The organism is Streptomyces sp. NBC_01460, from assembly GCF_036227405.1.
Lineage (GTDB): Bacteria > Actinomycetota > Actinomycetes > Streptomycetales > Streptomycetaceae > Streptomyces.
In genome coordinates, this window is the sequence record NZ_CP109473.1 from 518,785 (window position 1) to 543,068 (window position 24,284).

Consider the following 24,284-nt stretch of genomic DNA (forward strand, 5'->3'; position numbering starts at 1 on the left):
AGCTCTGGGCGGGTTTCACCATGAGGAGCCGGTCAGCACGTGTGCGCGCGGCAGGGCGGCCGGGCCGGGAGAACGCCGCACCCGAACGGCCCCGGAGCGGCACCAGGAATTGCGCCGGACAACTCTTCGTCAATGGTGGGCCATTGCGCGCCTTCACTGTCAGGAGTATCCGAAGCCTCGGGATACGGCCAGATGCATGCAGCACGGCCATCTTTCGACAAGGCAGCGGACGCGGCCGACCAAAGCCGTCCGACACGCCGCAGGATTCGCGTGCCCGGTGGCCGGACGTCCGAATCCCGATTCACGGAACCGGTGGTAGACGGCCTGGCCACAGGTGATCCATGGGGACACGTGCGCGAGTCCTCCGCGTTTTCGTACTCGTGGTCTGTCAAAGTGCATTTCGGTTTTACCGCTTGATCTCCGCCACCACATTCCTTGCCGCCGGTGTTTATCCGAACCGGCTCTTCGGGGGCTTGCGAAAGAGAGCCGTGCGTGCTGCAGAAGAGTTGCTCCGATGAAAGTCGCCTGACAGTCCTTCACCTGGTCCAGCCGGTGGAGGGAGGAGTCGCACGAGTCGTGACCGACCTCGTGGCGGCGCAGGTCCGGGCAGGGCTGCGGCCCGTCGTGGCCTGCCCTCCGGACGGGCCGCTGGCCGCGGGGGCAGCCATCGCCGGGGCCCGGGTGTGCGCCTGGCCGGCGGACCGTGCTCCCGGCCCCCGGCTGGGCCGGGAGGTCCTCACGGCGGGCCGGCTCGTCCGGGCCTGCGCTCCCGACGTGGTCCACGTGCACAGCGCGAAGGCGGGGCTCGCCGGGCGGCTGGCCGTGCGTGGCACGGTTCCGACGGTGTTCCAGCCGCACGCGTGGTCGTTCGAGGCCCTGGAGGGCAGGGCGGCCGGTGCGGCCGCGGCGTGGGAGCGGTTCGGGGCGCGGTGGAGCGACCGGATCCTCTGCGTCAGCGAGTCGGAACGCCGCACCGGGCAGCGCGCGGGCATCACGGCACGCTGGTCGGTGATCCACAACGGCATCGACCTCGGCCGCTTCCGGCCCACCGTGGGGGACGCCGCCGCGTCCGCCCGTGCCGCACTCCCCCTGCCCGGCGGGATCCCGGCCGATGTGCCGCTCGTCGTGTGCGTCGGGCGCCTGAGCCGGCAGAAGGGCCAGGACGTGCTGCTGCGGGCCTGGCGGACGGCGGCGGTGGGGGGCGCCCGGCTGGTCCTGGTCGGCGACGGGCCGTACGGGGACGAGCTCCGGCGCGCGGCGCCTCCCGGCGTGCTGTTCACCGGGTCCAGCGCGGATGTGCGGCCCTGGATCCAGGCGGCGGATCTGCTGGTGCTCCCTTCGCGCTGGGAGGGGATGGCACTGGCCCCCCTCGAAGCCATGGCCTGCGGCACGCCCGTCCTGCTGACCGACGTCGACGGAGCCAGGGAGAGCCTGCCCCCCGGACACCTGCCCCACTGCCTCGTGCCGCCCGAGGACCCCTCGGCCCTCGCGGCGGCACTGACCAGGCTGCTGAGCGACCCGGCGCTGAGGGCGGATCTGGGCCGCACGGCGCAGAGCCGCACCCGGTCCGTCTTCGACGTGACGAGGACCGCCGGATCCGTCCTACGCCTCTACCAGGAACTTGTCGGCCAGTCCCGCCCCACGACGAGGAAGCGCACCGAGCGATGACGACGGAGAGTGCACCTGCCCCCCGAGCCGCCCAGGCAACTGCCGTACGGCGTGCGGCTTCCGCGATCCGCCCGCCGCGCAGCGGCAGGGAGGACGCTCCGGCCCCGCGGGCCGCCGGGAGCGTCACGCGCCGCCGGACCCCGGCGGCGCTGATGGCCTGCGACACATTCGCGCTCGGCCTGGCCGTGGCCCTGATCACGCCCGGACCGTGGCCACCGGTCGTCGTCCTCGTGCAGGCCGCCGTCCAGTTGCTCCTCAACGCCTATCGGGGCCTCTACCGGCCCGGGCTGTCCCCGTCCGCCCTGGCGGAGCTGCCCGCGCTCGCAGGGCTCGCCGTGGTGCAGTGGTACGTCGTCGCCGAGGCGGTGTCCGCGTACGACCCGCGCCACGCCGCCGGGTGGGTGGCGCTCGGCTGCGCGGCCGGCGTGCAGATCGTCGTGAGCTGCGGAGCGAGGGCCGTCGTCCACCGGTGTCGGCTCTGGTCGGCGGCACGGCGTCCGGACTCCGCCCTGGTGGTGGGCGACGGCCCGGTCGCCGACCGGGTCGTCGCCGTCCTGCAGGAGCACACGCGGTACGGGATGCGGCCCGTCGGCCGGGTCGTGGGCTCCGGAGCGGACGCGGACGAGGCGGCGGACGCGCCCGCCGGCGAGGCGCCGCTGCCCGTCCTCGCGTCGGTGCAGGACGCCGGCCGGGCGGTCGTGCAGAACTCCGTGCGGCACGCCGTCTTCACGGTCCCGCCCGAGACCGTCTCCGACGGGGAGGAGCTCTTCGCGCTGTTCGCGCGGCACGGGTGCCGGGTCTGGCTGATCACCGACCAGGGAACGGTCGCCCGGTCCAGGACCGCGCCCCGGCCGGACCATGTGTGGGGCTTCGCGGCCCACTCGCTGCACGCCGGACCGGACCGTGCGGTGGCCCACCGGGTGAAGCGGGCGTTGGACGCCCTCCTGGCGGCGGTCGCCCTGGTGGCGGCGTCCCCGGTGATGGCGGCGTGCGCACTCGCCGTGCGGGTGTGCGACGGCCCGGGCGTCATCTTCCGTCAGGAGCGCATCGGGGAGTCCGGACGGCCGTTCGTCCTGCTGAAGTTCCGCACCTTGAGACCCGCCGACGAACACGAGTCGGCCACCCGGTGGAACGTGTCGGCGGACGGGCGCATGAGCCGGGCCGGCAGGTTCCTCCGCAGGACGTCGCTCGACGAGCTCCCGCAGCTGTGGAACGTCGTACGCGGCGACATGAGCCTGGTCGGTCCCCGCCCCGAACGCCCCTACTTCGTACAGCAGTTCAGCCGGATGCACCCGGGGTACCGGACCCGCCACCGGATGCCCGTCGGCATCACCGGGCTGGCGCAGGTGCACGGCCTGCGCGGCGACACCTCGATCGAGGACCGGGCCCGCTTCGACAACCGGTACATCGAGACGTGGTCGCTGTGGCAGGACATGTGCGTGCTGGCGCGCACGGCCGGCTCGGTGTTCCGGCTCGGAGGCAGCTGACCCGTGACCCTCACCCTGACCGCGGCGCCCGCCGTACCGGCCGCCCGGGAGAAGGCGCCCCCTCGCGCGTGGGCCCACCGGTGGCCGTTGCTGCCGCTGATCGCGACGGTCCTGCTCGTGGCCGTGCCGGCCGACGGGACCGGGGCCGGAACCGTGTTCGGTGTCCCGGCGGCCGACCTCCTCTCCGGAGCGGCCGTGCTCGTCTGCGCGGGCCTCCTGCTGGGCCGGCGGCGCCGGCCGCTCACACCGGCCGCGGCGGTCGTGCTGGGACTGCCGGTGGTGGGCCTGGCCCTGGCCACGGTCACCGCCGCGGACCCGATGGCGGCTCTGCCGGGGTTCGTGCGGTACCTGCAGATCTTCGTCCTGGTGCCGGCCGCCGTCCTCCTCCTCGTCCGGGACGCCCAGGGATTCCGGGCCGTCGCGGGCGCCCTCGTCCTGCTGGGGCTGATCGAGGGCGCGACGGGCGTGCACCAGTACGTCACGGGCTCCGGCGCCTCCTACATGGGTGAGGACATCCGCGCCGTCGGCACGTTCGGCCCCGGCGATGTGATGGGCATGGCCACCGTCGTCGGTTACGGGCTGGTCGCGGCCGTCGCGTACGCCCTCCGCGCCCGGTCCGGCACATCTCGCCGTCCGAGGCTCTGGGCCGGGGTGACCGCCGCGCTGCTGGTCGTCCCGCTCACGCTGTCCTTCAGCCGCGGGGCGTGGATCGCGACGGCTGCGGGGGCCCTCGCCGTGATCGCGCTGACCGGCCTCCGGCAGGCCGTCCGCGCCCTGGCGGTGCTGGGCGCGGCCGGGGTCGTGCTCGTGGGCGGGTTCGGCGTCGGGTCCGAGATGATCTCGCAGCGGCTCACCAGCATCACCGAGGTGACCAGCGCGCCCGACCGGTCCGTGAACGACCGCTACACCATGTGGGCGGCAGCGGCCGGCATGTGGCGCGAGCAGCCGGCGACGGGCGTCGGCCTCAAGGGCTTCCCGGCGCACCGGGACGGGCACGCCTCGATCGGGCTGTCCGCCGGCAGCGACACGGCGGGGGCCGGGCAGGAGTTCCGCAAGCAGCCCCTGCTCTCCCCCCACAACATGTACCTCCTCGTCCTGAGCGAGCAGGGGCTCGTCGGCTTCGTCGCACTGGTGGGGTCCTGGGCGGCGCTCCTGGTCGGCGGGGTGTGCCGGCTCGTCTCCTGCCGGGCACGGGGGGCCGCTGCCGTCGACTGCGGTCTCGCCGCCGTCGGGCTGATGACCTGGCAGACGGTCGACTTCCTCTACGCGGACATCGGCGGCCCCTCCACCGTCCTGACCGGGATCGTGCTCGGCCTCGCCGCGTGGTGGGCCCTGGCCGGACCGGAGAGGGCGGACGCCGCGTGAGCGGGACCGCCACGGGCCGGGCCCCGGAGGAGACGGTCGCAGGGGCGTCCCCGCCCGACGGCGCGGTACGGTCCGGGCGCTTCCTGGCCCGTGCGGCGGGCGGCGCCGCGGGACTGACCGTCGTCGCCGCCCTGCTGGGGCTCGTCCGGGACCAGGCCGTCGCCAGGCTCTTCGGCGCCAGTCACGCCAGCGACGCCTTCCTGATCGCCTGGACCGTGCCGGAGATGGCGGCCACCCTGCTGATCGAGGACGGCATGGCGCTGCTGCTCGTTCCGGCGTTCAGCCTGGCGCTGACCCGGCGGGCCGCCGGCGGCCACGGAGACGATCCGGTCCGGGCGCTGGTGGCCGCCACCCTCCCCCGGCTGTTCGCCGCACTGGCCTGCGCCGGCGGCCTGCTGGTGTGGGGCGCCCCCTGGGCCGTCGGCGTCCTGGCGCCGGGACTCGACGATCCGCGGCTGGCGGTGGACTGCACGCGCCTGACCGCTGTCACGGTCCTCACCTTCGGCGTCACGGGGTACTTCAGCGCGGCACTGCGGGCGCACGGCCGTTTCCTGGCCCCGGCCGGTGTCTACATCGCGTACAACGTCGGCATCATCGGCATGACCCTGGCGCTGCACTCCGTCTGGGGGGTACGCGCCGCGGCCGCCGGGGTCGCCGTCGGCAGCCTGCTGATGATCCTCACCCTGCTGCCCACGTTCGTGCGGCTCGTGCCGTGGCGCAAGGGGCGGAGGGCGGCGCGGAAGCGCGGTCCCGCCCTGCTCGGTGCCACGGTCCTGGCACCGGTCGTCCTGTTCGTGGTGAGCCGTCAGGCGCAGGTCCTCGTCGAGCGGTTCCTCGCCTCGTCCCTGCCGGACGGGGCTATCTCCCACCTCAACTACGCGCAGAAGGTGGCCCAGCTGCCGATGGTGCTGTCCATGATGATCTGCACCGTGACCTTCCCCGTCGTGGCCCGGGCCATGGCCGAAGGGGACGGGGAGGGCGCCCGGCGGCGGGTGGAGCGGGATCTCGCCCTGGCCGGGACCGTGGTGCTGCTCGGTGCGGCGACGGTCCTCGGCTGCGCTCCCCAGATCGTCGAAGTCCTCTTCCAGCGTGGTGCTTTCACACCGGCGGACACGGCCGCCACCGCCGGTGTGATGCGGGTCTACGCCCTGGGTCTGCTCGGCCACACCCTGGTCGGCGCCCTGTGCAGGCCGTTCTTCTCCGCGGGCCGGCCCACCTGGTACCCGCTCGGCGCGATGGGCGCCGGCCTCCTGGTCACCACCGTCGCCGGACTGCTCCTGACCGGTCCGTTCGGCGTCGACGGCATCGCCGCCGCCAACGCCGTCGGCATCAGCACGGCCGCCCTGCTGATGCTCCTGGGGCTGGGCTCACGGGCCGTCGCCGTACGCTCCGGGGCCGTCGCCCTCTCCCTGGCCCGCCCGGCCGCCGCCGCGGCGGTCGCGGTGGCCGCCTGCCGGCTGACCACCGGCCTCGTGCCGGGAGCGCCGGCCGGTCTGGCGGCCGGCTGCCTCGTCGTCCCCACGGCGTTCCTCCTCACGGGGCTCGCACTCCGAGCGCCCGAAGCCGTTCATCTGCTGACACTCATCCGACAGAGGTTCCCCCATGGCCGCTGACACCTCACCGCCCCGTGCCAGGACACGCCCCCGCGGGTCCTGGCCGTGGATCCTGACCTATCACTCGGTCAGCGACCCCACGGACGACCCGTACGGCATCACCGTCTCCGCCGACCGCCTGGACGAGCAGCTGACCTGGCTGCGGCGCCGTGGGCTGACCGGGGTGGGCATCTCCGCGCTGCTGCGGGCGCGGGCCACCGGGCAGCGCGGCCTGGTCGGGCTGACGTTCGACGACGGGTACGCCGACTTCGTCGACGAGGCGCTCCCGGTGCTGCGCGCGCACGGCTGCACCGCGACGGTGTTCGTCCTGCCCGGCCGTCCGGGCGGCTCCAACACCTGGGATCCGCTCGGCCCGCGCAGACCGCTGCTGACCGAGGAGGGCATCCGTACCGTCGCCGCGGCGGGCATGGAGGTCGGCTCGCACGGCATGCTCCACCAGGATCTGACGGCGCTCCCCGACGACGAATTGCGCGAGGAGACGCACGGCAGCCGGGACGCGCTGCGCCGCATCCTCCGGCAGGAGCCGGCCGGCTTCTGCTACCCGTACGGCACGGCCGACCTGCGGGTGGCCGGCTCCGTCCGGGACGCCGGATACGCCTACGGATGCGCTCTCGTGCCCGGTTCCCTGGCGGGGCCGCTCGCCCTCCCGCGCACACACGTCAGCCACGCCGACCGAGGTGCCCGTCTTCGGGCCAAGGAGGTGCGGCACCGGCTGCGGCACCGCTCCGCCGGGCCGGGTGAGGCGGCGTGAGGGCGCTGCACGTCATCACCGGCCTCGGCGTCGGCGGGGCGGAGCAGCAGTTGCGTCTGCTGCTGCGACATCTGCCCGTCCGCTGCGACGTCGTGACGCTCACCAATCCCGGGGCGGTCGCGGAGGGGCTGCGCGCCGACGGGGTCCGTGTCCGGGACCTGGGGATGAGGAGCAACCGGGACCTCGGCGCGGTGCCGAGGCTCGCCCGGCTCATCCGCCGGGGCTCGTACGACCTCGTGCACACGCACCTCTACCGGGCCTGTGTCTACGGCCGGATCGCGGCGCGCCTCGCGGGGACCACCGTCGTGTCGACGGAGCACTCGCTGGGGCGCGCGGAGATCGAGGGACGGCCGCTCACCCGCGGCACCCGGGAGCTCTATCTGCGCACCGAACGGCTGGGGGCGGCGACGGTCGCCGTCTCGGACACCGTCGCCGGCAGACTCCGCGCCTGGGGTGTGCCGGCCGCCCGGATCCACACCGTGCCCAACGGCATCGACGTGGACGCCTTCCGCTTCGACGCCGGACGGCGGCGCTCCACACGGGCGCTGCTGGGCCTGCCCGGGACGGCGTTCGTGGTGGGGGGCGTGGGAAGGCTCGTCCCCGGAAAACGCTTCGACGTACTGATCCGGGCCGTCGCCGCCCTCCCCGGCGCGTGGCTGGTCCTGGCCGGGGACGGGCCGGAAGCCACGTCGCTCCGCGCCCTGGCCGCCCGGCTCGGTGTGGCCGGCCGCGTCAGGTTCCTCGGCGAGTGCGGTGCCCCGGGTGCCACGCCCGGCGTTCCCGAGGTGCTGAGCGCCATCGACACATTCGTCTCCGCTTCGCGCGAGGAGTCCTTCGGCCTCGCGGTGGTCGAGGCCCTGGCCGCGGGGCTGCCCGTGGTGCACGCGGCCTGCCCCGCCATCGAGGACCTCCCCGCCGGCCGGGTACCGGGCACCACCCGGATCGGTTACGGCGCGGAGGACCCCACGGACGAGCTGACGGCCGCCCTGCGGCACCGCATGGAGGACGGCGCCCGCCGTCTGTCCCCGCCCCCCGCCGTCGACCACTACGACATCAGGCTCAGCAGCCGGCGCCTCATGGACGTCTACGCGCAGGCCGTCGACACCGCCCCAGTCACCCCGACCGAGAGAGCACACCCATGACCGAGTCGCCCGAGCAGCAGCCGGCCGTCCCCGGACGGTTCCGCAGGCTACGCCCCGCATCCGCACCGCCCAGTTGGTGGCCCCTGCCCGTCTGCGTCCTGCTCGGAGCCGCCTGCGGGTTCTCGTACGGCACGCTCGCCACACCCCGGTACGCGGCCACCAGCTACGCCATGGTCACCGCCGGCAAGGACGTCGACCCGGCCGCGGCGCTGGGGTACGCGCAGTCGTACGGACGGCTGGCCACCAGTGACGCGACCCTCACGTACGCCAGGGGGGCCGCCGGGGAGCCGGTGCGCGAACTGCGTACCCACGTACGGTCCGAGACCTCCCCCGACTCGCCGATGATCGCGGTCACCGGGACGTCGGCCGACCGGGGCCGCGCCGCGGACATCGCCAACGCGGTGGCGGAGGCCGTGGTCGTCAGCAGCGGCCACGTCGCGAAGGAGACCGGGGTGAAGCTGATCAAGTTCTCCCACGCCGTGCCGCCGGTCGACCCCGTGTCCCCCTCGGTGCCGCTCGGCACGGCCGTCGGCGCGAGCGCGGGCGGACTCCTCGGCGGGCTGGTCCTGCTCGTCCGCCCCCGCCCCGGACGCCGGGGCGCCACGGCGCAGGTACCGGGTCCGTCCCAGGGCGGCACCGCAGAGGAAAGGGAGCTCGTGCGATGAACATTGACCACCGTGGACGGCTCACCGTCACCCTCTGCCGGGACCTCCCCGACTTCGCGGACCTCGCGCCGGAGTGGGACGCGCTGCACCGCCGCTGCCCCACCGCCACACCGTTCCAGAGCCACGCGTGGCTCCACTCCTGGTGGCTCTCCTACGGGACCTCCGGCCGGCTCAGGGTCCTCCTGGCGCGCCGGGACGGTCGGCTGATCGGCGCGGCCCCGCTGATGCTCGCGCACCGCCCGATGCCGCTGCTGGTGCCGATGGGCGGCTCGATCTCCGACTTCTTCGACATCCTGGTGGACGGCGAGGACGCCGTAGCGGCCGTCACCGCGCTGGAGCGCGGGCTCCACCGGGCCGCCGCGCACGCCGTCGTGGACCTGCGTGAGGTGCGGCCCGACGCCTCGGCGAACCTGCTGTTCGACGCGTGGTCCGGCGCCCGGAGCAGCCTCACGGACTCGACCTGCATGGAACTGCCCGCCGAGCCGATCGAGGCGCTCATCGGCCGGATGACCGGCTCACGCGCCCAGCGGGCCCGCGCCAAGCTGCGCAGGATCGACACCCTGGGCATCGAGTGCCGGCCGGCGCCGGTGCACCGCGTCGCGAGCGCGATCGGCACGCTGCTGCGCCTGCACGAACTCCAGTGGCTCGGCAGAGGCGTCAACCCGGAGCACCTGCGGCCCCGCTTCTGCGCCCACCTGGTGCGCTCCACCCGCCGGATGGTGCGCGACGGGGAGGCCTCGGTCAGGGAGTTCGTCCTCGACGGGGAGGTGGTGGCTGCCGACCTGTCCTTCCGGTCCGCCCAGTTGACCGGGGGCTACCTCTACGGGGCCGATCCCCGGCTCAGGGAACGGAAGGTGGACGTCTCCTCGATGCTGCTCCGCGAGATCGCGCGGGAGGCCGGGGGCCTGGACCGCGGGGTGCTGAGTCTGCTGCGCGGCGCGGAGCAGTACAAGGGCAACTGGAGTCCCGTGCCGGTCGTCAACCAGCGTCTGCTGCTGGCCCGTTCCGCCCTGGACCCGCTGCTGCGGCTGCGCGAGGCCCAGGTGACGGTCCGGGACCGCGCCGCGGAGACGGTGAAGTCCCGCTTCCCCGCCGCCCGGGGCTGGCGTGGCCGGCTGAGTGAGCTCCCGGCCGCCGGGCTTGCGTTCATCGGCCGGAGTTGAGCCAGGATGATGACTTTTGCGGCGATCCGTTACCGTCTGTCGACTTCCGCGTTGTCCAGGCAGACCGGCCGCGGCTCAGCAGCCGGTTCCGAACTTCTCAAGGAGAACTGATGTCGCGTATCTCGAAGGTGGCCGCCGTCATGGCCGGTACCGGTGCCCTGATCGCCGGCGGCGCCGGCATGGCGACCGCCGACGCCGGTGCGGGGGCCGTGGCCGCCCACTCCCCCGGTGTCCTTTCGGGCAACGTGGTCCAGGTGCCCGTCCACATCCCGGTCAACGTGTGCGGCAACACGGTCAACGTGATCGCCCTGCTGAACCCGGCGTTCGGCAACACCTGCGCGAACGTGTCGGACAGCCACGAGGAGGTCCACGAGGACAGCCACGACGACAAGGGTGAGGGCGAGTACGGCTACGGCCACTGATCTCCCCGCAGCACCTTCCGGGCCTCCCCTCCCCGCCTCCGGGCGGAGAGGGGAGGCCCGGGCCGTTCCGCGTCCGTTCCGCGCCTGGTTCGTTCCGCGCGGGGCCGCGCGCGTTCAGACGTACCGGTAGAACCGGGTGTGGTCCATGAGCCCCGAGGGCTTCACGTCCCAGGGCGGCATCGGCCGGTCGAGCGCGAAGATCCACTCGCCCTGCGGGTCGTCCGTGGGGAGCGCGCGGGCCGGCAGGTAGCGGGAGCGCGGATGGGCCCTCTGCCAGCGCGTCCAGAGCAGGTCGATGTACGCGTGGTGCAGCCAGAAGACCGGGTCGTCGGGCGATGCCGCCCCCGCCATCGACCCGCCGATCCAGCGGTGCACCCGGTTGTGGTTGGCCACGCCCCTGCCGCCCTTGATGCCCCAGCCCTCGATCCTGTTGCGGAAGCCGGTGGCGCTGACGCTGTTCCAGGGCGCGGCGTCGTAGAGGGGGTCGCCCAGCGCGCGGTCCACCTCCGCGGCACCCGGCAGGGTGACGGGTGAGGAGGGCCGGCCGAAGTTGCGCCGCAGGAAGGGGTCGTCGGTGACGCCTCCGGTGATGCGCCAGTTCCCCTGCCGGTAGGCGAACGGCCCGGTCATCACCTGCCGGTCACCAGGCCTGCCGTTGCCGCCGAGGAAGTCCTCCGCCCAGAGCGAGGCGCTCGGCGTGCGGTCCCGCGTCCAGTCCCAGTACGGGATCGACACACGCGGGTCGACGCTCCGCAGCGCCTCCTCGAACTCCAGCAGGTACCTGCGGTGCCAGGGGAAGAAGGACGGGGTCATGTGGGCCGGCCGTGGCCTGCTCTCGGCATCGGTGACGTAGAACTCCCGGTGCAGGCTGACGAAGTCGTCGTAGCGTCCCGAGCGCTTCAGTTCCAGGATCGCGTCGACGAGTCGTTTCTTCTCGGTGCGCGTGAGATCGCGCTGGTTCTTGCGGCTGTACACCCGTGCTCGTCCTTAGGGCTCAGATGGTGTGCGGAGAGACGGCGGACAGCTGGGCGGTGCCGAGTTCGTCGACCGCCGCGCGTGCCGTCTCGAGGAGGGTCGGGAACGACTCGTAGTGGTTGACGGTGCTGAGATAGCTGCCGTCGGCGCGCCGCATCACGTGCAGGGCCCGTCCGTCGACGCGGACGTCGATGCCGTGCGCCACGGCGGTGGCTCCCGCGCCGGCCGGAACGACGGCCGTGGCGGTGCCGCTGATCTCGCGGCCCTTGTACCGCTCGGAGAAGCGCTCCGGGCCCACGGCGTCGCGTTCCTGGGCCGGGGGCGTGGGCTCCGGGCCGTCGACGAGGACCGGGGCGAGAGCGCCGCCGGTTCCGGCGATCACGGCCGCGGTGAAGACGGTGCGCAGCACCGCGCGGCGGGCCGGCCGCGGGGCGCCGGCCGGCTCCCCGCTCGTGCCGGTGGTCGGGTTCATGGTGGGTGTACCTCCCTCTCGTCCGCTGCTGCGAGGTGTCTCGCTCGAGTGCGCAACGAGACGGGGCGCGAACGGTTCTCGTCCGCAGGGCATCGGGCGACCGTGGGAATTCTCCGGCGCGCCCGGCCGTGTCGGCCGCCCGGCGCCGCCCGCCGGGCCAGCATGGCGGTCCGAGCTCCCGGAGGTTGTGATGAACGCGCCGACACAGGTGCCCACGGACAGCACACGAGTGACAGCCGTCGCCGATCTGGCCGACCCGGAGTTCTGGCGGCTGCCCCGGTCCGAACGTCTGTCCGCGTTCGCGCGACTGCGCGAGCTCGGCGCACCGGTCCGCTTCACGCCCCGCACGGGGTCGCGCGCCCCGTTCCACGCCCTGGTGACGCACGCGGACGTGAAGGCGGCCAGCCGGCAGCCGCAGGTCTTCGCCAGCGCGCCGGGGGTCACCTTCCCGGAGCCCGCGCCCTGGGCCAAGGCGGTGTTCGGCAACTCCATGGTGAACATGGACGGCGCCGAGCACGCCGGGCTGCGCAGGACCATCTCCCGCGCCTTCACCCCGAGGCTGCTCGCCGCGGCCGAGGAGAACATCGGTGCCGTCGCCCGGCGGCTGGTGGACGAGATGACCGCCGAGGGCCCGGGGGACTTCATGCGCGCGGCACCCGCCCGCATGCCGTTCGAGGTGATCTGCGACCTGATGGGCATCCCCCCGCGCCACCGGGCCGGCATCGCGGCGCGCATCGACCACGCGTCGGAGTACGTCGGGGTGCAGCGACGCGGGCGCGCCCGGATCAGGGTGCCGGGGCGGGGCCTGCGCTCACTGGCCCGCATGCAGCTGGAGATGGCGGGAATCGCCCGCGACAGGCGCCGCGTACCGGCGGACGACATGATCTCCGCCCTGGTCCGTGCGGACGTCGACGGACAGGCCCTGTCCTCGCGGCAGCTCGGCGCCTTCTTCTCCCTGCTGCTCGTGGCCGGTGTGGAGACCACCCGGAACGCGATCGCCCACGGGCTGGTGCTGCTCAGCGCGCATCCGGAACAGCGGGCGCTGCTGGAGTCCGACTTCGAGCGTCACGCCGACGGGGCGGTCGACGAGATCGTCCGCCACTCGACGCCGATCATCCAGTTCCGCCGGACGGTGGCGGCCGAGTGCGCGCTCGGCGGTCACACCTTCCTGCCCGGGGAGAAGGTCGTCCTTCTCTACGCGTCCGCGAACCGCGACGCGTCCGTCTTCGACGACCCCGACGCCTTCGACATCACCCGGTCACCCAATCCGCACCTCGGATACGGCGGCGGGGGCCCTCACCACTGCCTGGGGGCGCATCTGGCCAAATTGGAGATGAAGGCCCTCTTCCGGGAAATGCTCACACGGCTGGACGGCATCCGGACGACGGCGGAACCCGGCCTGGTCCATTCGAATTTCGACAACCGTGTCGGCTCCCTTCCCTTCACCTTCGGAAAAGGTCACCCGAACGGCTCGCTCCGAACCTCCGCGTGTCGCTAATGGTCTATTCACGGGCGCTCCCACAGCTCGTTGTTGAGTCTTTCTCCTTAGGGTCGACAGGGTCGGAGACAGGCCGCAATCCAAGGAGGAGCCGTGCCCGTTCAGCGCCGTCTCATCAATTTCGGCATCGGGGCGACCGCCTTCTGCCTCCTCGTCGGCGGCGCCGTCCTCGCCGACCACGACGCCTCGGACACGCAGGCCGGCAAGGGCGCCGAGCAGGGGGTGCCGTCGCCGGACGGGACCACCGCCATCGGCGCCTATCTGAACTACGGGCCGGAGGGCGTACAGCGGATGGGAGAGCTGTCGCGCTGGCTCGGCGGTACGGAGCTGCGCGTCGGGCACAGCTACCTTCCGGGTGACCTGTGGGAGAACATCGAGGGCCGCCCCGGCTTCCTCGCCTCGTGGGCGGCCTGGCGGAAGGCCGCCGACGACCGGATGTTCGTGCTCAACACCCCGATGCTGGAGCGGAACGAGGAGCACGTCTCCGACAGCGAGGTCCGCGGCCTGCTGCGGGACGGCGCCGCGGGACGGTTCGACGCGCACTTCCGCAGACTCGCCGAGCGGCTCGTCCTGCTGGGCGTGCCGGACACCGTGATCGTCCTCGGCTGGGAGATGAACGGGACGACGTACACGCACCGGTGCGGTCCCGACCCGGTCGCGTGGAAGGCGTACTGGACCCGGATCGTCACCGCGATGCGGTCCGTGCCCGGCCAGGAGTTCCGCTTCGACTTCGCACCGAGCAGGGGACGGGACGCCGTGCCCTGGACGGAGTGCTATCCGGGCGACGACGTCGTGGACATCATCGGGATGGACTCCTACGACCAGCCTCCGGCACGGACCTTCGACGAGCAGGTCAACGAGCCGTACGGTCTGCAGAAGCAGGTCGACTTCGCGGCGGAGCACGGCAAGCCGATCTCCTTCCCCGAGTGGGGGCTCTTCCGGAACGGCGACAACCCCGAGTACATGCGCCGCATGCTGGAGTGGATCGACCTGCACAAGCCGGTGTACCAGACGATCACGGACTACTGCCCGCACGGTGTGTGGCAGTGCGCGGAGAACCCGGAGTCCTCGCGGATCTTCCGCGAGATGCTGAGCGGGCTGCCGGATGCCGAGCCGTCCACGCCCGCCACCGACCCGAGCGGGACGCCGACGACGCCGGAGCCCGGCAAGCCCGCGCCGACCGTTCCCACGCCGGACACGAACGAGGGATGGTGCATCACCGTCCCGTTGAGCGACTGGTTCGGCCAGTGGCTGAGCGACCGTGAGTTCTGCGTGCGCGACTGATCCTCCTCCCCCTCACCACCCCGTCCACAGCAGGTGGTTGACGAGGAGGGCGACGGCCGCCTGGGCGGTGAGCCAGCCGCGTCGTCCACCGGAGGGCAGCAGGGCGGTGGCCGGCAGCAGCCAGACCATGAACGGCTGCCAGATCCGTTCGGTCTCCGCCTTGCTCATCCCGGACAGGTCGGCGACGAGGAGGGCCAGGAGCGCGGTCAGGGTGACGAGCGACAGCCGTTGCACGGCGGTGGTGGTGCCGGAGGGCAGGGCGCGTACGGCGGCGGGGGCGGCCGCCGCCGTACGGCGCAGACCGGCCACGGTGGCGAGGCCCACGGCCAGGGTGGTGCAGGCGAGGTTCGCCCAGACCCAGTAGGAGTAGGGCCGCACGCCCCCCGCGCCCTGGTAGTAGCGCTCGACCAGCAGGTGGTAGGCCTCCCACCAGTTGAATCCCGCCAGGGTGAAGGCGACCGGAGCGGCCAGGGCACCCAGCGCGAACAGGCCGAGCGGCCGCACCGTCCGGGTGATCACCAGGACCGCGGCGAGCGGGGCCGCCACGAGCGTCAGGCCGTAGCTGAGGTAGCAGGTGAACCCGAAGAGGAGTCCCGAGCCGAGCGCGGCGGCTGCGGGGAACCGGACCGCGCGTGTGGCGGCGAGGGCCAGCAGGGCGACGGACCAGGCGGCGACAGCGGCGAAGTAACCGTCCGCGGAGGTCCCGGTCCAGACCGCGAAGGGGGCGAGGACGAGGAACGGCGCTGCCCGCCGGGCGAGGTGTTCGTCCGTCAGGGCGCGCAGGGCGACCATGACGGCCACCGCGGCGGAGCCACCGAGCACGATGCACCACATCCCCGCCCAGGCCCCGCCTCCGAGCCCGATCCGGTCCAGGCCGACGAAGGTGAGGGTGGCGCCCGGCGGGTGTCCGGCCACATGGGCGGGCCAGTTGCCGGGCGGACCGATCACGATGTGGTCGGTGAATCCGCGCAGGGCGGCTCCGACGTCGTCGAAGCGGTCGATGACCCGCAGGTACTCGTGCTTGGTGGTCAGCCTGCGGGCGACTCCCCGGTACCAGCCCTCGATGAGTGCCAGCGAGAGGATCCAGGCCACGGAGACGGCCCAGGAGCCGAGGAGGAGACGGCGCCAGGGGAGCCGCTCGGCCGAGCGGGGGCCGTACGCGACGACCGCCACCGCCACGGCGAGCGCGGCGGGTGTCCCCGGGCCGATGTGGGGGTCCCAGGAGGCCAGGAGCGGGGGCCAGTGGACCTGCAGGCTGCCGTTGCTCTCCTGGACGGCCCATCCCAGGACACACGCCACGGCCACCAGCAGGCCTCCCGCAGCCGCGGCCGTCAGGTCCCGGCGGCTCCCGGTGCGGCGCACGGGTGCGGTGGGGCGGGCGGGTCCGGTGGGGTCCAGTGGGCGGACGGGTTCGCTGCGTTCCTCGGTCGTCACGCAGGCACGCTACGCACCGGAAGGGCCCTGGGGGCGGTGCGACGCAGCCGCGTCACACAACCGTCAGATCTCACGCCGCGGGCACGGGGCCGAAACGGCGACGTCAGACTTTCGTCAGGAGTCGTGACCGGGCCGGAGCGGTGTCCCCGGCATAACGTCGGCCCATGGGCGACACACGGCGGAAAGCCGCAGCGCATCTCTCCTCCCTGCCCCTCCCCACGGAGCCCGCCTTCTGGCGCAGTCCGGTGCGCGGGGTCAGGTTCACGGCCGTCCTCGGTGTGGTGCTCCTCGCCGGGCTCACCCTGATGTTCGTGACGGGACTGCTCTCGTACGCGGCGTACAACCCCGGTCTGGCCGCCGTGAACGACAAGACGCCGGACAAGGGGTGGCTGGGCTTCTACCTGTTCGACTGGCCGACGGGACCCCATTGGCTGTACCGGCTGAACCAAGGGGTGCACGTCACGCTCGGCATCGTGCTCGTGCCGGTGCTGCTGGCCAAGCTGTGGTCGGTGGTGCCGAAGCTCTTCAGGCTGCCGCCGGCGAGGTCCGTGGGGCACGCCCTGGAGCGCCTCTCCCTGCTGCTGCTCGTCGGGGGTGCCCTCTTCGAGTTCCTCACCGGGCTGCTCAACATCCAGCTGGAGTACGTCTTCCCGGGGTCCTTCTATCCTCTGCACTTCTACGGGGCGTGGGTCTTCTTCGCCGCGTTCGCCGCGCATACGGCGCTGAAGCTCCCCCGGGCGCTGCGCGTGCTGCGCGACGGGATCCCTCCGGCGGAGAAGGACGAGCTGGCGTCACCGGATCCCGCCGAGCCGACCGTCTCCCGGCGCGGCGCCCTGGCGATGGTGGGGGCCGGGTCACTGCTCCTTCTGCTGACCTCGGCGGGCCGGAGCTTCGACCCGCTGCGGAGGACCGCTCTGCTGACCCCGCGCGGCGGCGCCGAACCGGGGCCGGGGCCCAACGGTTTCCAGATCAACAAGACCGCCGCGAAGGCCGGCATCGTGCCGGCGGAGACGGGGGGACGCTGGCGGCTCACGCTCGTCGGACCGGCCGGGGAGATCCGCCTCTCGCGGGATCAGCTCGCGGCCATGGAGCAGTACAGCGCGGCCCTGCCGATCGCCTGCGTGGAGGGCTGGTCGACGTCCGACCAGTGGTGGCGCGGGGTGCGTCTGCGCGATCTCGCCGTGCTCGCGGGCTACGCGGACGACGCGCCGGGGGTGCTGGTGGAGTCGCTCCAGCGCAGCGGGCCGTTCCGGACGGTGGCGCTCCGGGACAACCAGGTGCGTGACGCCCGGTCGCTGCTGGCGCTGGGCGTCAACGGCGAGGCGCTGTCGATGGACCACGGCTACCCGGCGCGCGTCATCGTGCCCGCCGCCCCGGGAGTGATGAACACCAAATGGGTGACCCGTCTGACGTTCGGAGAGCTGTGATGAGGTTGTTCCGCCGGTGGTACGGAGAGGGTCCCCTGCACCTGCTGCTGATGGCCGCGTCGCTCGCCCTCGCGGGATACGCGGGGGTGCGGCTGCTGGACGGGGACACCCTTCTGATCCTGGTGTGGTTCGTCGGCGCAGCACTCGTCCACGACCTGGTGCTGGTGCCGCTGTACACGTCGGCGGACCGGGCGCTGCGGGTGCCCCGCGCGCGCCGGTCCGGTGCGGTCGGCTTCGTACGCGTACCGGTGTTCCTGTCCGGGCTGCTCCTGCTCGTGTGGTTCCCGCTGATCGTGGGCGGCTCCGGGCGTTACGAGCTGGCGAGCGGGATGTCGTCCGGCAGGTTCCTGGGGAACTGGCTGCTGATCACGGCCGCGCTGTTCGCCGTGTCGGCCCTCTGGTTCGTGCTGCGCACGGTGCGGGCGCGCCGCAGGGCGAGGAAGGGGCGGCTGTCGGCCTCCCACTGATCGGCTGCCTTCCAGCCGTCGGACCGCGCGTACGCGAGGAGGGCGGACACACCGACCCTGGCCCAGGGGAAGTGGGGGGTGGCCCCCGCCGTCCCCCGGCCGTCGTCGAGCCGCACCTGCACCTGCTCGTCCACGTCGTGCGCGGCCGCCTCGGTGATGAGGAGGCCCCCCGGTGCCAGCAGGGCCGCGACGCGGCGGAGCAGCGCCCGGGGGTCGCCGCCGATCCCGATGTTGCCGTCGATGAGCAGAGCGGTGCCCCAGCGTCCTTCGCCCGGCAGCGGTTCGAACACGCTCCGGCGGAGCGCCGATCCGCCGAGCCGCTGGGTGTGTCCGATGGCCGCCTCGCTCACGTCGATGCCCAGGGCGCGGTGCCCTCGTGCGGCCAGCGCCGCGACCAGCCGGCCCGGACCGCAGCCGATGTCGATGACCGGGCCCTCGCTGCGGCGCAGCGCCGACAGGTCGGCGTCGTCGGCGTCCGCGCACCAGCGTTCGACGTCCAGCGGCAGCAGCCAGCCGTCCGCCCGGCGCAGGAAGAGCGGGCCGCGGCCCCTGCTCAGCGCGCGGGCGTACGGGTCGGTCGCCCAGGCGGCGGGGCCCGGGCCCGGGGCGGGTGTCACCGTGCTCATCGGACCACCGGCCGGCCCAGACGGGAGAGGGCGGCCGCGAACCGTCCCCCGGGGGCTTCGGCGGCGACGCGCAGGGCGTCGTCGGCGGTGTCCACGTCGCGCAGTTCCGCGAGGTCCCGGACGGTGAGCCCCGCGTCCGCCAGACGGGCCCGCTGGAGCCCTCCGGTGTACGGGAGGGACATCGGGACACCCTGGACGAGAGCGGGGTCGGGCGCGGCCATGCCGAGGGCCCAGAAGCCGCCGTCCTCGGCCGGCCCGAACCAGGCGTCGCAGTCGTCCCAGGCGTCGGGGGCGAGCGCGGGTGCGAGGTGGGGCTCGGTGATCTGGGGGGTGTCCATGCCGATGAGGACGGCCGGGCCCGTACACCCGCCGAACGCCTCGGCGATCCGCCGGTCGAGTGTGCCGGCGCTCTGCGGCACCACGTCGAAGCCGTCGGGCAGCCAGGGGCCGGGGCTCCCTTCGAGGACGAGGACGCGCCGCAGGGCGGGCAGCGTGAGCACGGTCCGCAGGGTGTCCTCGAGCGCCGCGGCGGCGAGCGCCGCCGCCTCCTCGGGGCCGAACGGCGGCGTGAGCCGGGTCTTGACGCGGCCGGGGACCGGTTCCTTCGCGATGACCAGCAGGGTCGTCGCTCCGGAGGGAAGCGGGGGCACGCTCATCGTGCCACCTCCGCCCGGACGTCGCGGCTGCCCGGCCGCTGCGGCTCCCGCAGCACCGCGCGCATGTCCCGTACGGCGTGCCAGGTCCCGCGCCACGTACCCGTGACCTTGGACGTCCCGGTTCGGGGAACGTACGGCACGTCCGTCTCGGCGACACGCAGTCCCGCGTCCGAGGCGCGCACCACCATCTGCAGCGGGTAGCCGCTGCGGCGGTCCGTCAGGTCCAGCGCCAGCAGAGCCTCCCGGCGCGCGGCCCGCATCGGTCCGAGGTCGTGCAGGCGCAGGCCCGTGCGGCTTCGGAGCATCCGGGACAGGGCGAAGTTGCCTGCCCGGGCGTGCGGCGGCCAGGCGCCGCGGCCCGTCGGACGACGCCTGCCGAGGATCAGGTCGCTCTCGCCGTCGGCGATCCGCCGGACGAAGCCGGGCAGCAGGGCCGGGTCGAGGGAGCCGTCGCAGTCGCAGAAGCAGACGTACTCCGCTTCGGCGGCGAGCAGCCCCGCGTGGCAGGCGGCGCCGAAGCCACGGCGCGGTTCGTCCACGACGGTCGCGCCGAGGGAGCGGGCGACGTCCGCCGATCCGTCGGTGGAACCGTTGTCGACCACGATGGCCCGCCACCCGGCCGGGATACGGGCCATCACCAGGGGCAGGGCCGCGGCCTCGTCGAGACAGGGCAGCACGATGTCGGCGCGGACGGGGTCGGTGGCGTCAGCCGGAGAAGTGTCGGTCACGTGGATCACCCTACGGAGCACAATCGGGCATTTCGGTCTTCAGGTTCTTACGAAACGTGGACGTCGACCGTGTGGCGGCCGACGGCCCGTCCGTCCGGGCGGCCGGCAGTGCCACAGTGGGCGGTATGCAGAACACCTCCTCCCCTCCGGACGTGCGCGCCGCGACGCCACCGGGCCCCCGTGACGGGGGCTCACGCGGACGCGTACTCGTCGTGGACGACGATCCGACCGTCGCCGAGGTCGCCACCGGGTATCTGGAGCGCGCGGGCTACGACGTCGAGCAGGCGGACGCCGGGCCCGCGGCCCTCGCGCGGTTCACGGCGCGGCGGCCCGATCTCGTGGTCCTCGACCTGATGCTGCCCGGCATGGACGGCTTCGAGGTGTGCCGCCGGATGCGGGCGCGGGGGCCGGTGCCCGTCATCATGCTCACCGCGCGGGGGGACGAGGACGACAGGATCCTCGGCCTGGAGACCGGGGCGGACGACTACGTCACCAAGCCGTTCAGCCCGCGCGAGCTCGTGCTGCGCGTCGAATCCGTCCTGCGCCGAGGGCGCCGGGACGAGAGCCTCTCCCCCGCCGTCCTCGGCGGCGCGGGGCTGCGCCTGGATCGCTCGGCCCGCCGCGCGACCCGCGACGGCAGGGACCTCTCGCTCACGCTCCGCGAGTTCGACCTGCTGGCGTTCCTCCTCGGCCACCCGGGGCAGGCGTTCACCCGCGAGGAGCTGATGCGGGAGGTCTGGGGCTGGGACTTCGGCGACCTGTCGACGGTGACGGTGCACGTACGCCGTCTGCGCGGCAAGGTCGAGGACGATCCCGCCCGCCCCGGTCTGATCCGGACGGTGTGGGGTGTGGGCTACCGCCTGGACCCGCCGGCCGACCCCGCTCCCGGGAGCTGAGCGCGTGACCGACATCCTGCTCATCGCGCTGTTCGCCTTCCTCGGCGCCGCCGCGGCGGGGCTGATGGGCGCCCTCGCCCTGCGGCTCCTCCGTCATCGCCCCCTGGCGGTCTCCCTGACGGTCGTCGCCTCCGTCGCCGTGGCGGCCATGCTGGCCGGGACCCTGACCGTGGCCTGGGCGATGTTCCTCTCCCCGCACGATCTGACGGTGGTGACGACGGTCGTCGCCATGGCCGCCGTGGTCTCCCTCGCGACCGCGGTGCTGCTGGGCCGCTGGGTGGCCGCCAGGAGCCGGGACCTGACGCTGGCCGCCCGCTCCTTCGGCGACGGAGGCACGTTCGCCGCCCCGGCGGAGCAGCCCACCGCGGAACTCGCGGCGCTCACCCGCGAACTGGCGGCCACCAGCGCGAAGCTGGAGAACTCCCGGGAGCGGGAGCGGGCTCTGGAGAGGTCGCGCCGGGAGCTGGTGGCCTGGATCTCGCACGATCTGCGGACCCCTCTGACCGGACTGCGTGCCATGTCCGAGGCGCTGGAGGACGGTCTGGCCGTCGACTCCGGCCGCTACCTGCGGCAGATCCGCAAGGAGGTGGAGCGCATGAACGACATGGTCGGGGACCTCTTCGAACTCTCCCGGATCCACGCGGGCTCCCTCACGCTGGCTCCCACCCGGGTCTCCGCCCACGACCTGGTGGGGGACGCCCTCGCCGGGGCTCACCCCCTGGCGCGCGAACACGGGGTGCGCCTGGTCGGGGAGCGGATCGACGCCGTCCCCGTGGAGGTCGACAGCAAGGAGATGAGCCGGGTCATGGGCAATCTCCTGATCAACGCGATCCGGCGCACCCCCTCGGACGGCACGGTGGCGGTGGCCGCGCGGCGCTCTCCGGAGGGGGTCGTGGTCTCGGTCACCGACGAGTGCGGCGGCATCCCGGCCGAGGATCTGGCGCGCGTGTTCGACACGGGATGGAGGGGCAGCCACGCCAGGACCCCGCCGGCGGGCGCGGGCCTCGGGCTCGCCATCGTCCGCGGGATCGTCGAGGCGCACTCCGGCCGGACGGACGTACGCAATGTGACGGGCGGCTGCTGCTTCGAGGTCACCCTCCCCGCCGCGGCCGGGGAGAGGCCCGCCGTCGCCCCGGCGGCCGGCTGAGCGGCCGTCACCCCCGGGACGTCGGGGCCCGGGCGCGCGTCACCGCTCCTGGACCCGGGGCGTCACTCCCCGGCGCCCCGCAGCGGTGCCGTGGCGAACTCCCGCATCCCCGCGCCGAAGTCCGTCTCCGGCTTCCAGCCGAGCTCCTCACGGAGCCTGCGCGAGTCGGCGGTCACGTGCCGGACGTCACCGAGCCTGTACTCACCGGTGACCACGGGATCAGGACCGCCGTGGGCGGCGGACAGCGCCCGGGCCATCTCGCCGATGGTGTGCGGCGTACCGCTTCCCGTGTTGTACGCGTCGAACCTCCCCGGTCCGCGCTCCCCCAGGGCCGCGAGCGCCACCGCGTTGGCCGCGGCGACATCGCGTACGTGCACGAAGTCACGCCGCTGCCGGCCGTCCTCGAACACCCGGGGCGCCTCGCCCCGGGCCAGGGCCGAGCGGAAGAACGAGGCGACCCCGGCGTAGGGGGTGTCGCGCGGCATCCCGGGGCCGTACACGTTGTGGTAGCGCAGCGAGACGGCCCGGCCGCCGGTGGCGCGCGCCCAGGCGGAGGCGAGGTGCTCCTGTGCGAGCTTGGTCGCCGCGTACACGTTGCGGGGGTCCCCGGCGGCCTCCTCGGTGACGAGGCCGGGCACCAACGCGGCACCGCAGGCAGGGCACAGCGGCTCGAACCGTCCGGCGTCCAGATCGGGCACCGCCCTCGGACCGGGCCGGACCGAGCCGTGCCGGGGGCAGTCGTACCGTCCCTCGCCGTAGACCACCATCGAGCCGGCGAGCACGAGGCCGCGGACCCCGGCCGCGGCCATCTCCGCGAGCAGGACGGCGGTGCCGAGGTCGTTGCATCCGACGTACTCCGGCGCGTCCGCGAAGTCCTTGCCGAGGCCGACCATCGCCGCCTGGTGGCACACCGCGTCGATCCCGGCGAGCGCCCGGGCGACCGCGTCGCGGTCGCGTACGTCCGCGACGATCGTCCGGACACCGGGTGGAACGCTCTCGGCCATGGAGGTTCGCGCCCCGCCCGGTCCGTGTGCGGAGGGCAGCAGGGCGTCGAGGACGACGGGCTCGTGCCCGCCGGAGGCAAGGGTCCGGACGATGTACGACCCGATGAAGCCGGCTCCGCCGGTGACCAGTACGCGCATGGCCGCCACGCTAGGCGGAACGGAGGCCGTGAGGGCGGCGCGGCACGCCCACGTCACCGGACCGTAAGAACGGCGGGAGCGGCCCGACCCAGGTCCCCCGCCGTCCGTTCCGACGCGTCGCTTCCCGATCACCGGGGTCTCTTCGATACTGGGTGCCGTACGCATTGAGACAAGTTGATCGGATTCACGCTGACGGCCGGTCAGCACGATCGGCCGGCCGGCGTTCTCCCCAGGAGGAACCGTTGCGCATGCTCATCAACGTGCCGGAGACCGTCGTCGCGGACGGACTCCGCGGAATGGCCGCCGCCCACCCGGAGCTCGTCGTGGACGTCGAGAACCGTCTCGTCGTGCGGCGCGACGCGCCGGTGGCCGGGAAGGTCGGGCTCGTGTCCGGCGGCGGGTCGGGGCACGAGCCGCTGCACGCGGGGTTCGTCGGGCCGGGGATGCTGTCCGCGGCCTGTCCCGGGGAGGTCTTCACCTCGCCGGTGCCCGACCAGATGGTGCGGGCCGCCGCCGCCGTCGACAGCGGCGCGGGGGTGCTGTTCGTCGTGAAGAACTACACCGGGGACGTGCTGAACTTCGACATGGCCGCCGAGCTCGCGGAGGACGAGGGCGTCCAGGTCGCCCGGGTCCTGGTCGACGACGACGTGGCGGTGGCCGACAGCACGTTCACGGCGGGCCGGCGCGGCACCGGGGCGACCCTGTTCGTCGAGAAGATCGCCGGTGCCCTCGCCGACGAGGGCGCGCCGCTGGAGCGCGTGGAGTCGATGGCCCGCCGGGTGAACGAGTCCTCCCGGAGCTTCGGGGTGGCGCTCACCTCCGTCACCACTCCGGCGAAGGGCACACCCACGTTCGACCTGCCGCCGGGCGAGCTGGAACTGGGGATCGGGATCCACGGTGAACCGGGCCGGGAGCGCCGCCCGATGATGACGTCCGGGGAGATCGCCGACGTGGCGGTCCACGCGGTGCTGGAGGACCTGCGGCCGGACGGACCCGTACTGGTGCTGGTCAACGGCATGGGCGCGACACCGCTGCTGGAGCTGTACGGGTTCAATGCCGAGGTGCAGCGGGTGCTGTCGGAGCGGGGCGTGGCGGTGGCTCGTACGCTGGTGGGGAACTACGTGACGTCGCTCGACATGGCGGGCTGCTCGGTGACGCTCTGTCAGGTGGACGAGGAGATGGTGCGGCTCTGGGACGCGCCGGTGGAGACGCCCGCCCTCCGCTGGGGCCGGTGACCGTGCTTTCCGCTCTTTCCA

At 73.6% G+C, this 24,284-nt stretch carries 22 protein-coding genes; 15 read left to right on the top strand and 7 right to left on the bottom strand.

Annotation, left to right across the window (positions count from 1 at the left end):
- The first annotated feature begins 492 nt into the window (after window positions 1-492).
- From OG488_RS02415 to OG488_RS02455, 9 genes are all read left to right on the top strand, one after another.
- Window positions 493-1,668 (top strand): glycosyltransferase family 4 protein, encoded by a 1,176-nt coding sequence (locus OG488_RS02415; protein ID WP_329225440.1) that lies wholly within the window; start codon window positions 493-495, stop codon window positions 1,666-1,668.
- Window positions 1,665-3,155 carry an exopolysaccharide biosynthesis polyprenyl glycosylphosphotransferase gene (locus OG488_RS02420; protein ID WP_329225442.1) on the top strand — a complete coding sequence of 497 codons (1,491 nt, stop codon included), beginning with the start codon at window positions 1,665-1,667 and terminating at the stop codon, window positions 3,153-3,155. The genes OG488_RS02415 and OG488_RS02420 overlap by 4 nt, the downstream gene beginning before the upstream one ends.
- A 3-nt stretch (window positions 3,156-3,158) precedes the next feature.
- Entirely contained in the window at window positions 3,159-4,520 is a 1,362-nt protein-coding gene (locus tag OG488_RS02425; RefSeq protein WP_329225443.1) for an O-antigen ligase family protein, read from the top strand.
- Window positions 4,517-6,133 (top strand): lipid II flippase MurJ, encoded by a 1,617-nt coding sequence (locus OG488_RS02430; protein WP_443074199.1) that lies wholly within the window; start codon window positions 4,517-4,519, stop codon window positions 6,131-6,133. Before OG488_RS02425 ends, OG488_RS02430 begins: the two co-directional genes overlap by 4 nt.
- Complete coding sequence (locus OG488_RS02435; RefSeq protein WP_329225446.1) at window positions 6,123-6,884, top strand: polysaccharide deacetylase family protein; 762 nt, start codon at window positions 6,123-6,125, stop codon at window positions 6,882-6,884. The genes OG488_RS02430 and OG488_RS02435 overlap by 11 nt, the downstream gene beginning before the upstream one ends.
- Window positions 6,881-8,026, top strand: a complete 1,146-nt coding sequence (locus OG488_RS02440; RefSeq protein WP_329225447.1) for a glycosyltransferase — start codon at window positions 6,881-6,883, stop codon at window positions 8,024-8,026. Before OG488_RS02435 ends, OG488_RS02440 begins: the two co-directional genes overlap by 4 nt.
- Window positions 8,023-8,691, top strand: coding sequence for a lipopolysaccharide biosynthesis protein (locus OG488_RS02445; protein WP_329225449.1), 669 nt, complete (start codon window positions 8,023-8,025; stop codon window positions 8,689-8,691). Before OG488_RS02440 ends, OG488_RS02445 begins: the two co-directional genes overlap by 4 nt.
- Entirely contained in the window at window positions 8,688-9,854 is a 1,167-nt protein-coding gene (locus OG488_RS02450; protein WP_329225451.1) for a GNAT family N-acetyltransferase, read from the top strand. Before OG488_RS02445 ends, OG488_RS02450 begins: the two co-directional genes overlap by 4 nt.
- Before the next feature lie 110 nt (window positions 9,855-9,964).
- Window positions 9,965-10,276 (top strand): chaplin, encoded by a 312-nt coding sequence (locus tag OG488_RS02455; protein WP_329225453.1) that lies wholly within the window; start codon window positions 9,965-9,967, stop codon window positions 10,274-10,276.
- A 114-nt stretch (window positions 10,277-10,390) separates the two neighbouring features.
- Here the strand turns inward: OG488_RS02455 and OG488_RS02460 are convergent, their stop codons facing one another.
- On the bottom strand, window positions 10,391-11,251 hold the full coding sequence (locus tag OG488_RS02460) for a tyrosinase family protein (protein WP_329225455.1): 861 nt from the start codon (window positions 11,249-11,251) through the stop codon (window positions 10,391-10,393).
- Between the two features lie 19 nt (window positions 11,252-11,270).
- The gene (locus tag OG488_RS02465) at window positions 11,271-11,723 is read right to left on the bottom strand and encodes a tyrosinase family oxidase copper chaperone (RefSeq protein WP_329225457.1); all 453 of its coding nucleotides are present in this window, start codon (window positions 11,721-11,723) and stop codon (window positions 11,271-11,273) included.
- A 190-nt stretch (window positions 11,724-11,913) separates the two neighbouring features.
- Here OG488_RS02465 and OG488_RS02470 point away from each other — a divergent pair, with 190 nt between their 5' ends.
- The gene (locus OG488_RS02470) at window positions 11,914-13,221 is read left to right on the top strand and encodes a cytochrome P450 (RefSeq protein ID WP_329225459.1); all 1,308 of its coding nucleotides are present in this window, start codon (window positions 11,914-11,916) and stop codon (window positions 13,219-13,221) included.
- 93 nt (window positions 13,222-13,314) lie between these two features.
- Entirely contained in the window at window positions 13,315-14,505 is a 1,191-nt protein-coding gene (locus tag OG488_RS02475) for a glycoside hydrolase family 26 protein (protein ID WP_329225461.1), read from the top strand.
- 12 nt (window positions 14,506-14,517) lie between these two features.
- Here the strand turns inward: OG488_RS02475 and OG488_RS02480 are convergent, their stop codons facing one another.
- The gene (locus tag OG488_RS02480) at window positions 14,518-15,939 is read right to left on the bottom strand and encodes a hypothetical protein (protein ID WP_329225463.1); all 1,422 of its coding nucleotides are present in this window, start codon (window positions 15,937-15,939) and stop codon (window positions 14,518-14,520) included.
- A 164-nt stretch (window positions 15,940-16,103) separates the two neighbouring features.
- Here OG488_RS02480 and OG488_RS02485 point away from each other — a divergent pair, with 164 nt between their 5' ends.
- Window positions 16,104-17,366, top strand: coding sequence for a molybdopterin-dependent oxidoreductase (locus OG488_RS02485; RefSeq protein WP_329225465.1), 1,263 nt, complete (start codon window positions 16,104-16,106; stop codon window positions 17,364-17,366).
- A gap of 310 nt (window positions 17,367-17,676) precedes the next feature.
- Here the strand turns inward: OG488_RS02485 and OG488_RS02490 are convergent, their stop codons facing one another.
- Genes OG488_RS02490 through OG488_RS02500 form a run of 3 tightly spaced genes read right to left on the bottom strand, consistent with a single transcriptional unit; the run spans window position 17,677 to window position 19,852 of the window.
- Window positions 17,677-18,459 (bottom strand): class I SAM-dependent methyltransferase, encoded by a 783-nt coding sequence (locus OG488_RS02490; RefSeq protein WP_329225467.1) that lies wholly within the window; start codon window positions 18,457-18,459, stop codon window positions 17,677-17,679.
- On the bottom strand, window positions 18,456-19,115 hold the full coding sequence (locus OG488_RS02495) for a TIGR04282 family arsenosugar biosynthesis glycosyltransferase (RefSeq protein WP_329225469.1): 660 nt from the start codon (window positions 19,113-19,115) through the stop codon (window positions 18,456-18,458). Before OG488_RS02495 ends, OG488_RS02490 begins: the two co-directional genes overlap by 4 nt.
- Window positions 19,112-19,852, bottom strand: a complete 741-nt coding sequence (locus tag OG488_RS02500; protein ID WP_443074200.1) for a glycosyltransferase family 2 protein — start codon at window positions 19,850-19,852, stop codon at window positions 19,112-19,114. The genes OG488_RS02495 and OG488_RS02500 overlap by 4 nt, the downstream gene beginning before the upstream one ends.
- A 116-nt stretch (window positions 19,853-19,968) precedes the next feature.
- Between OG488_RS02500 and OG488_RS02505 the strand changes: the two genes are divergently transcribed.
- On the top strand, window positions 19,969-20,739 hold the full coding sequence (locus tag OG488_RS02505) for a response regulator transcription factor (RefSeq protein ID WP_329225474.1): 771 nt from the start codon (window positions 19,969-19,971) through the stop codon (window positions 20,737-20,739).
- Window positions 20,740-20,743: 4 nt separating this feature from the next.
- Window positions 20,744-21,886 carry a sensor histidine kinase gene (locus OG488_RS02510; protein ID WP_329225475.1) on the top strand — a complete coding sequence of 381 codons (1,143 nt, stop codon included), beginning with the start codon at window positions 20,744-20,746 and terminating at the stop codon, window positions 21,884-21,886.
- Between the two features lie 62 nt (window positions 21,887-21,948).
- Here the strand turns inward: OG488_RS02510 and OG488_RS02515 are convergent, their stop codons facing one another.
- Window positions 21,949-23,028, bottom strand: coding sequence for an NAD-dependent epimerase/dehydratase family protein (locus OG488_RS02515; RefSeq protein WP_329225476.1), 1,080 nt, complete (start codon window positions 23,026-23,028; stop codon window positions 21,949-21,951).
- A gap of 242 nt (window positions 23,029-23,270) precedes the next feature.
- Here OG488_RS02515 and dhaK point away from each other — a divergent pair, with 242 nt between their 5' ends.
- Window positions 23,271-24,263, top strand: coding sequence for a dihydroxyacetone kinase subunit DhaK (dhaK, locus tag OG488_RS02520; RefSeq protein ID WP_329225478.1), 993 nt, complete (start codon window positions 23,271-23,273; stop codon window positions 24,261-24,263).
- Window positions 24,264-24,284: the final 21 nt, after the last annotated feature.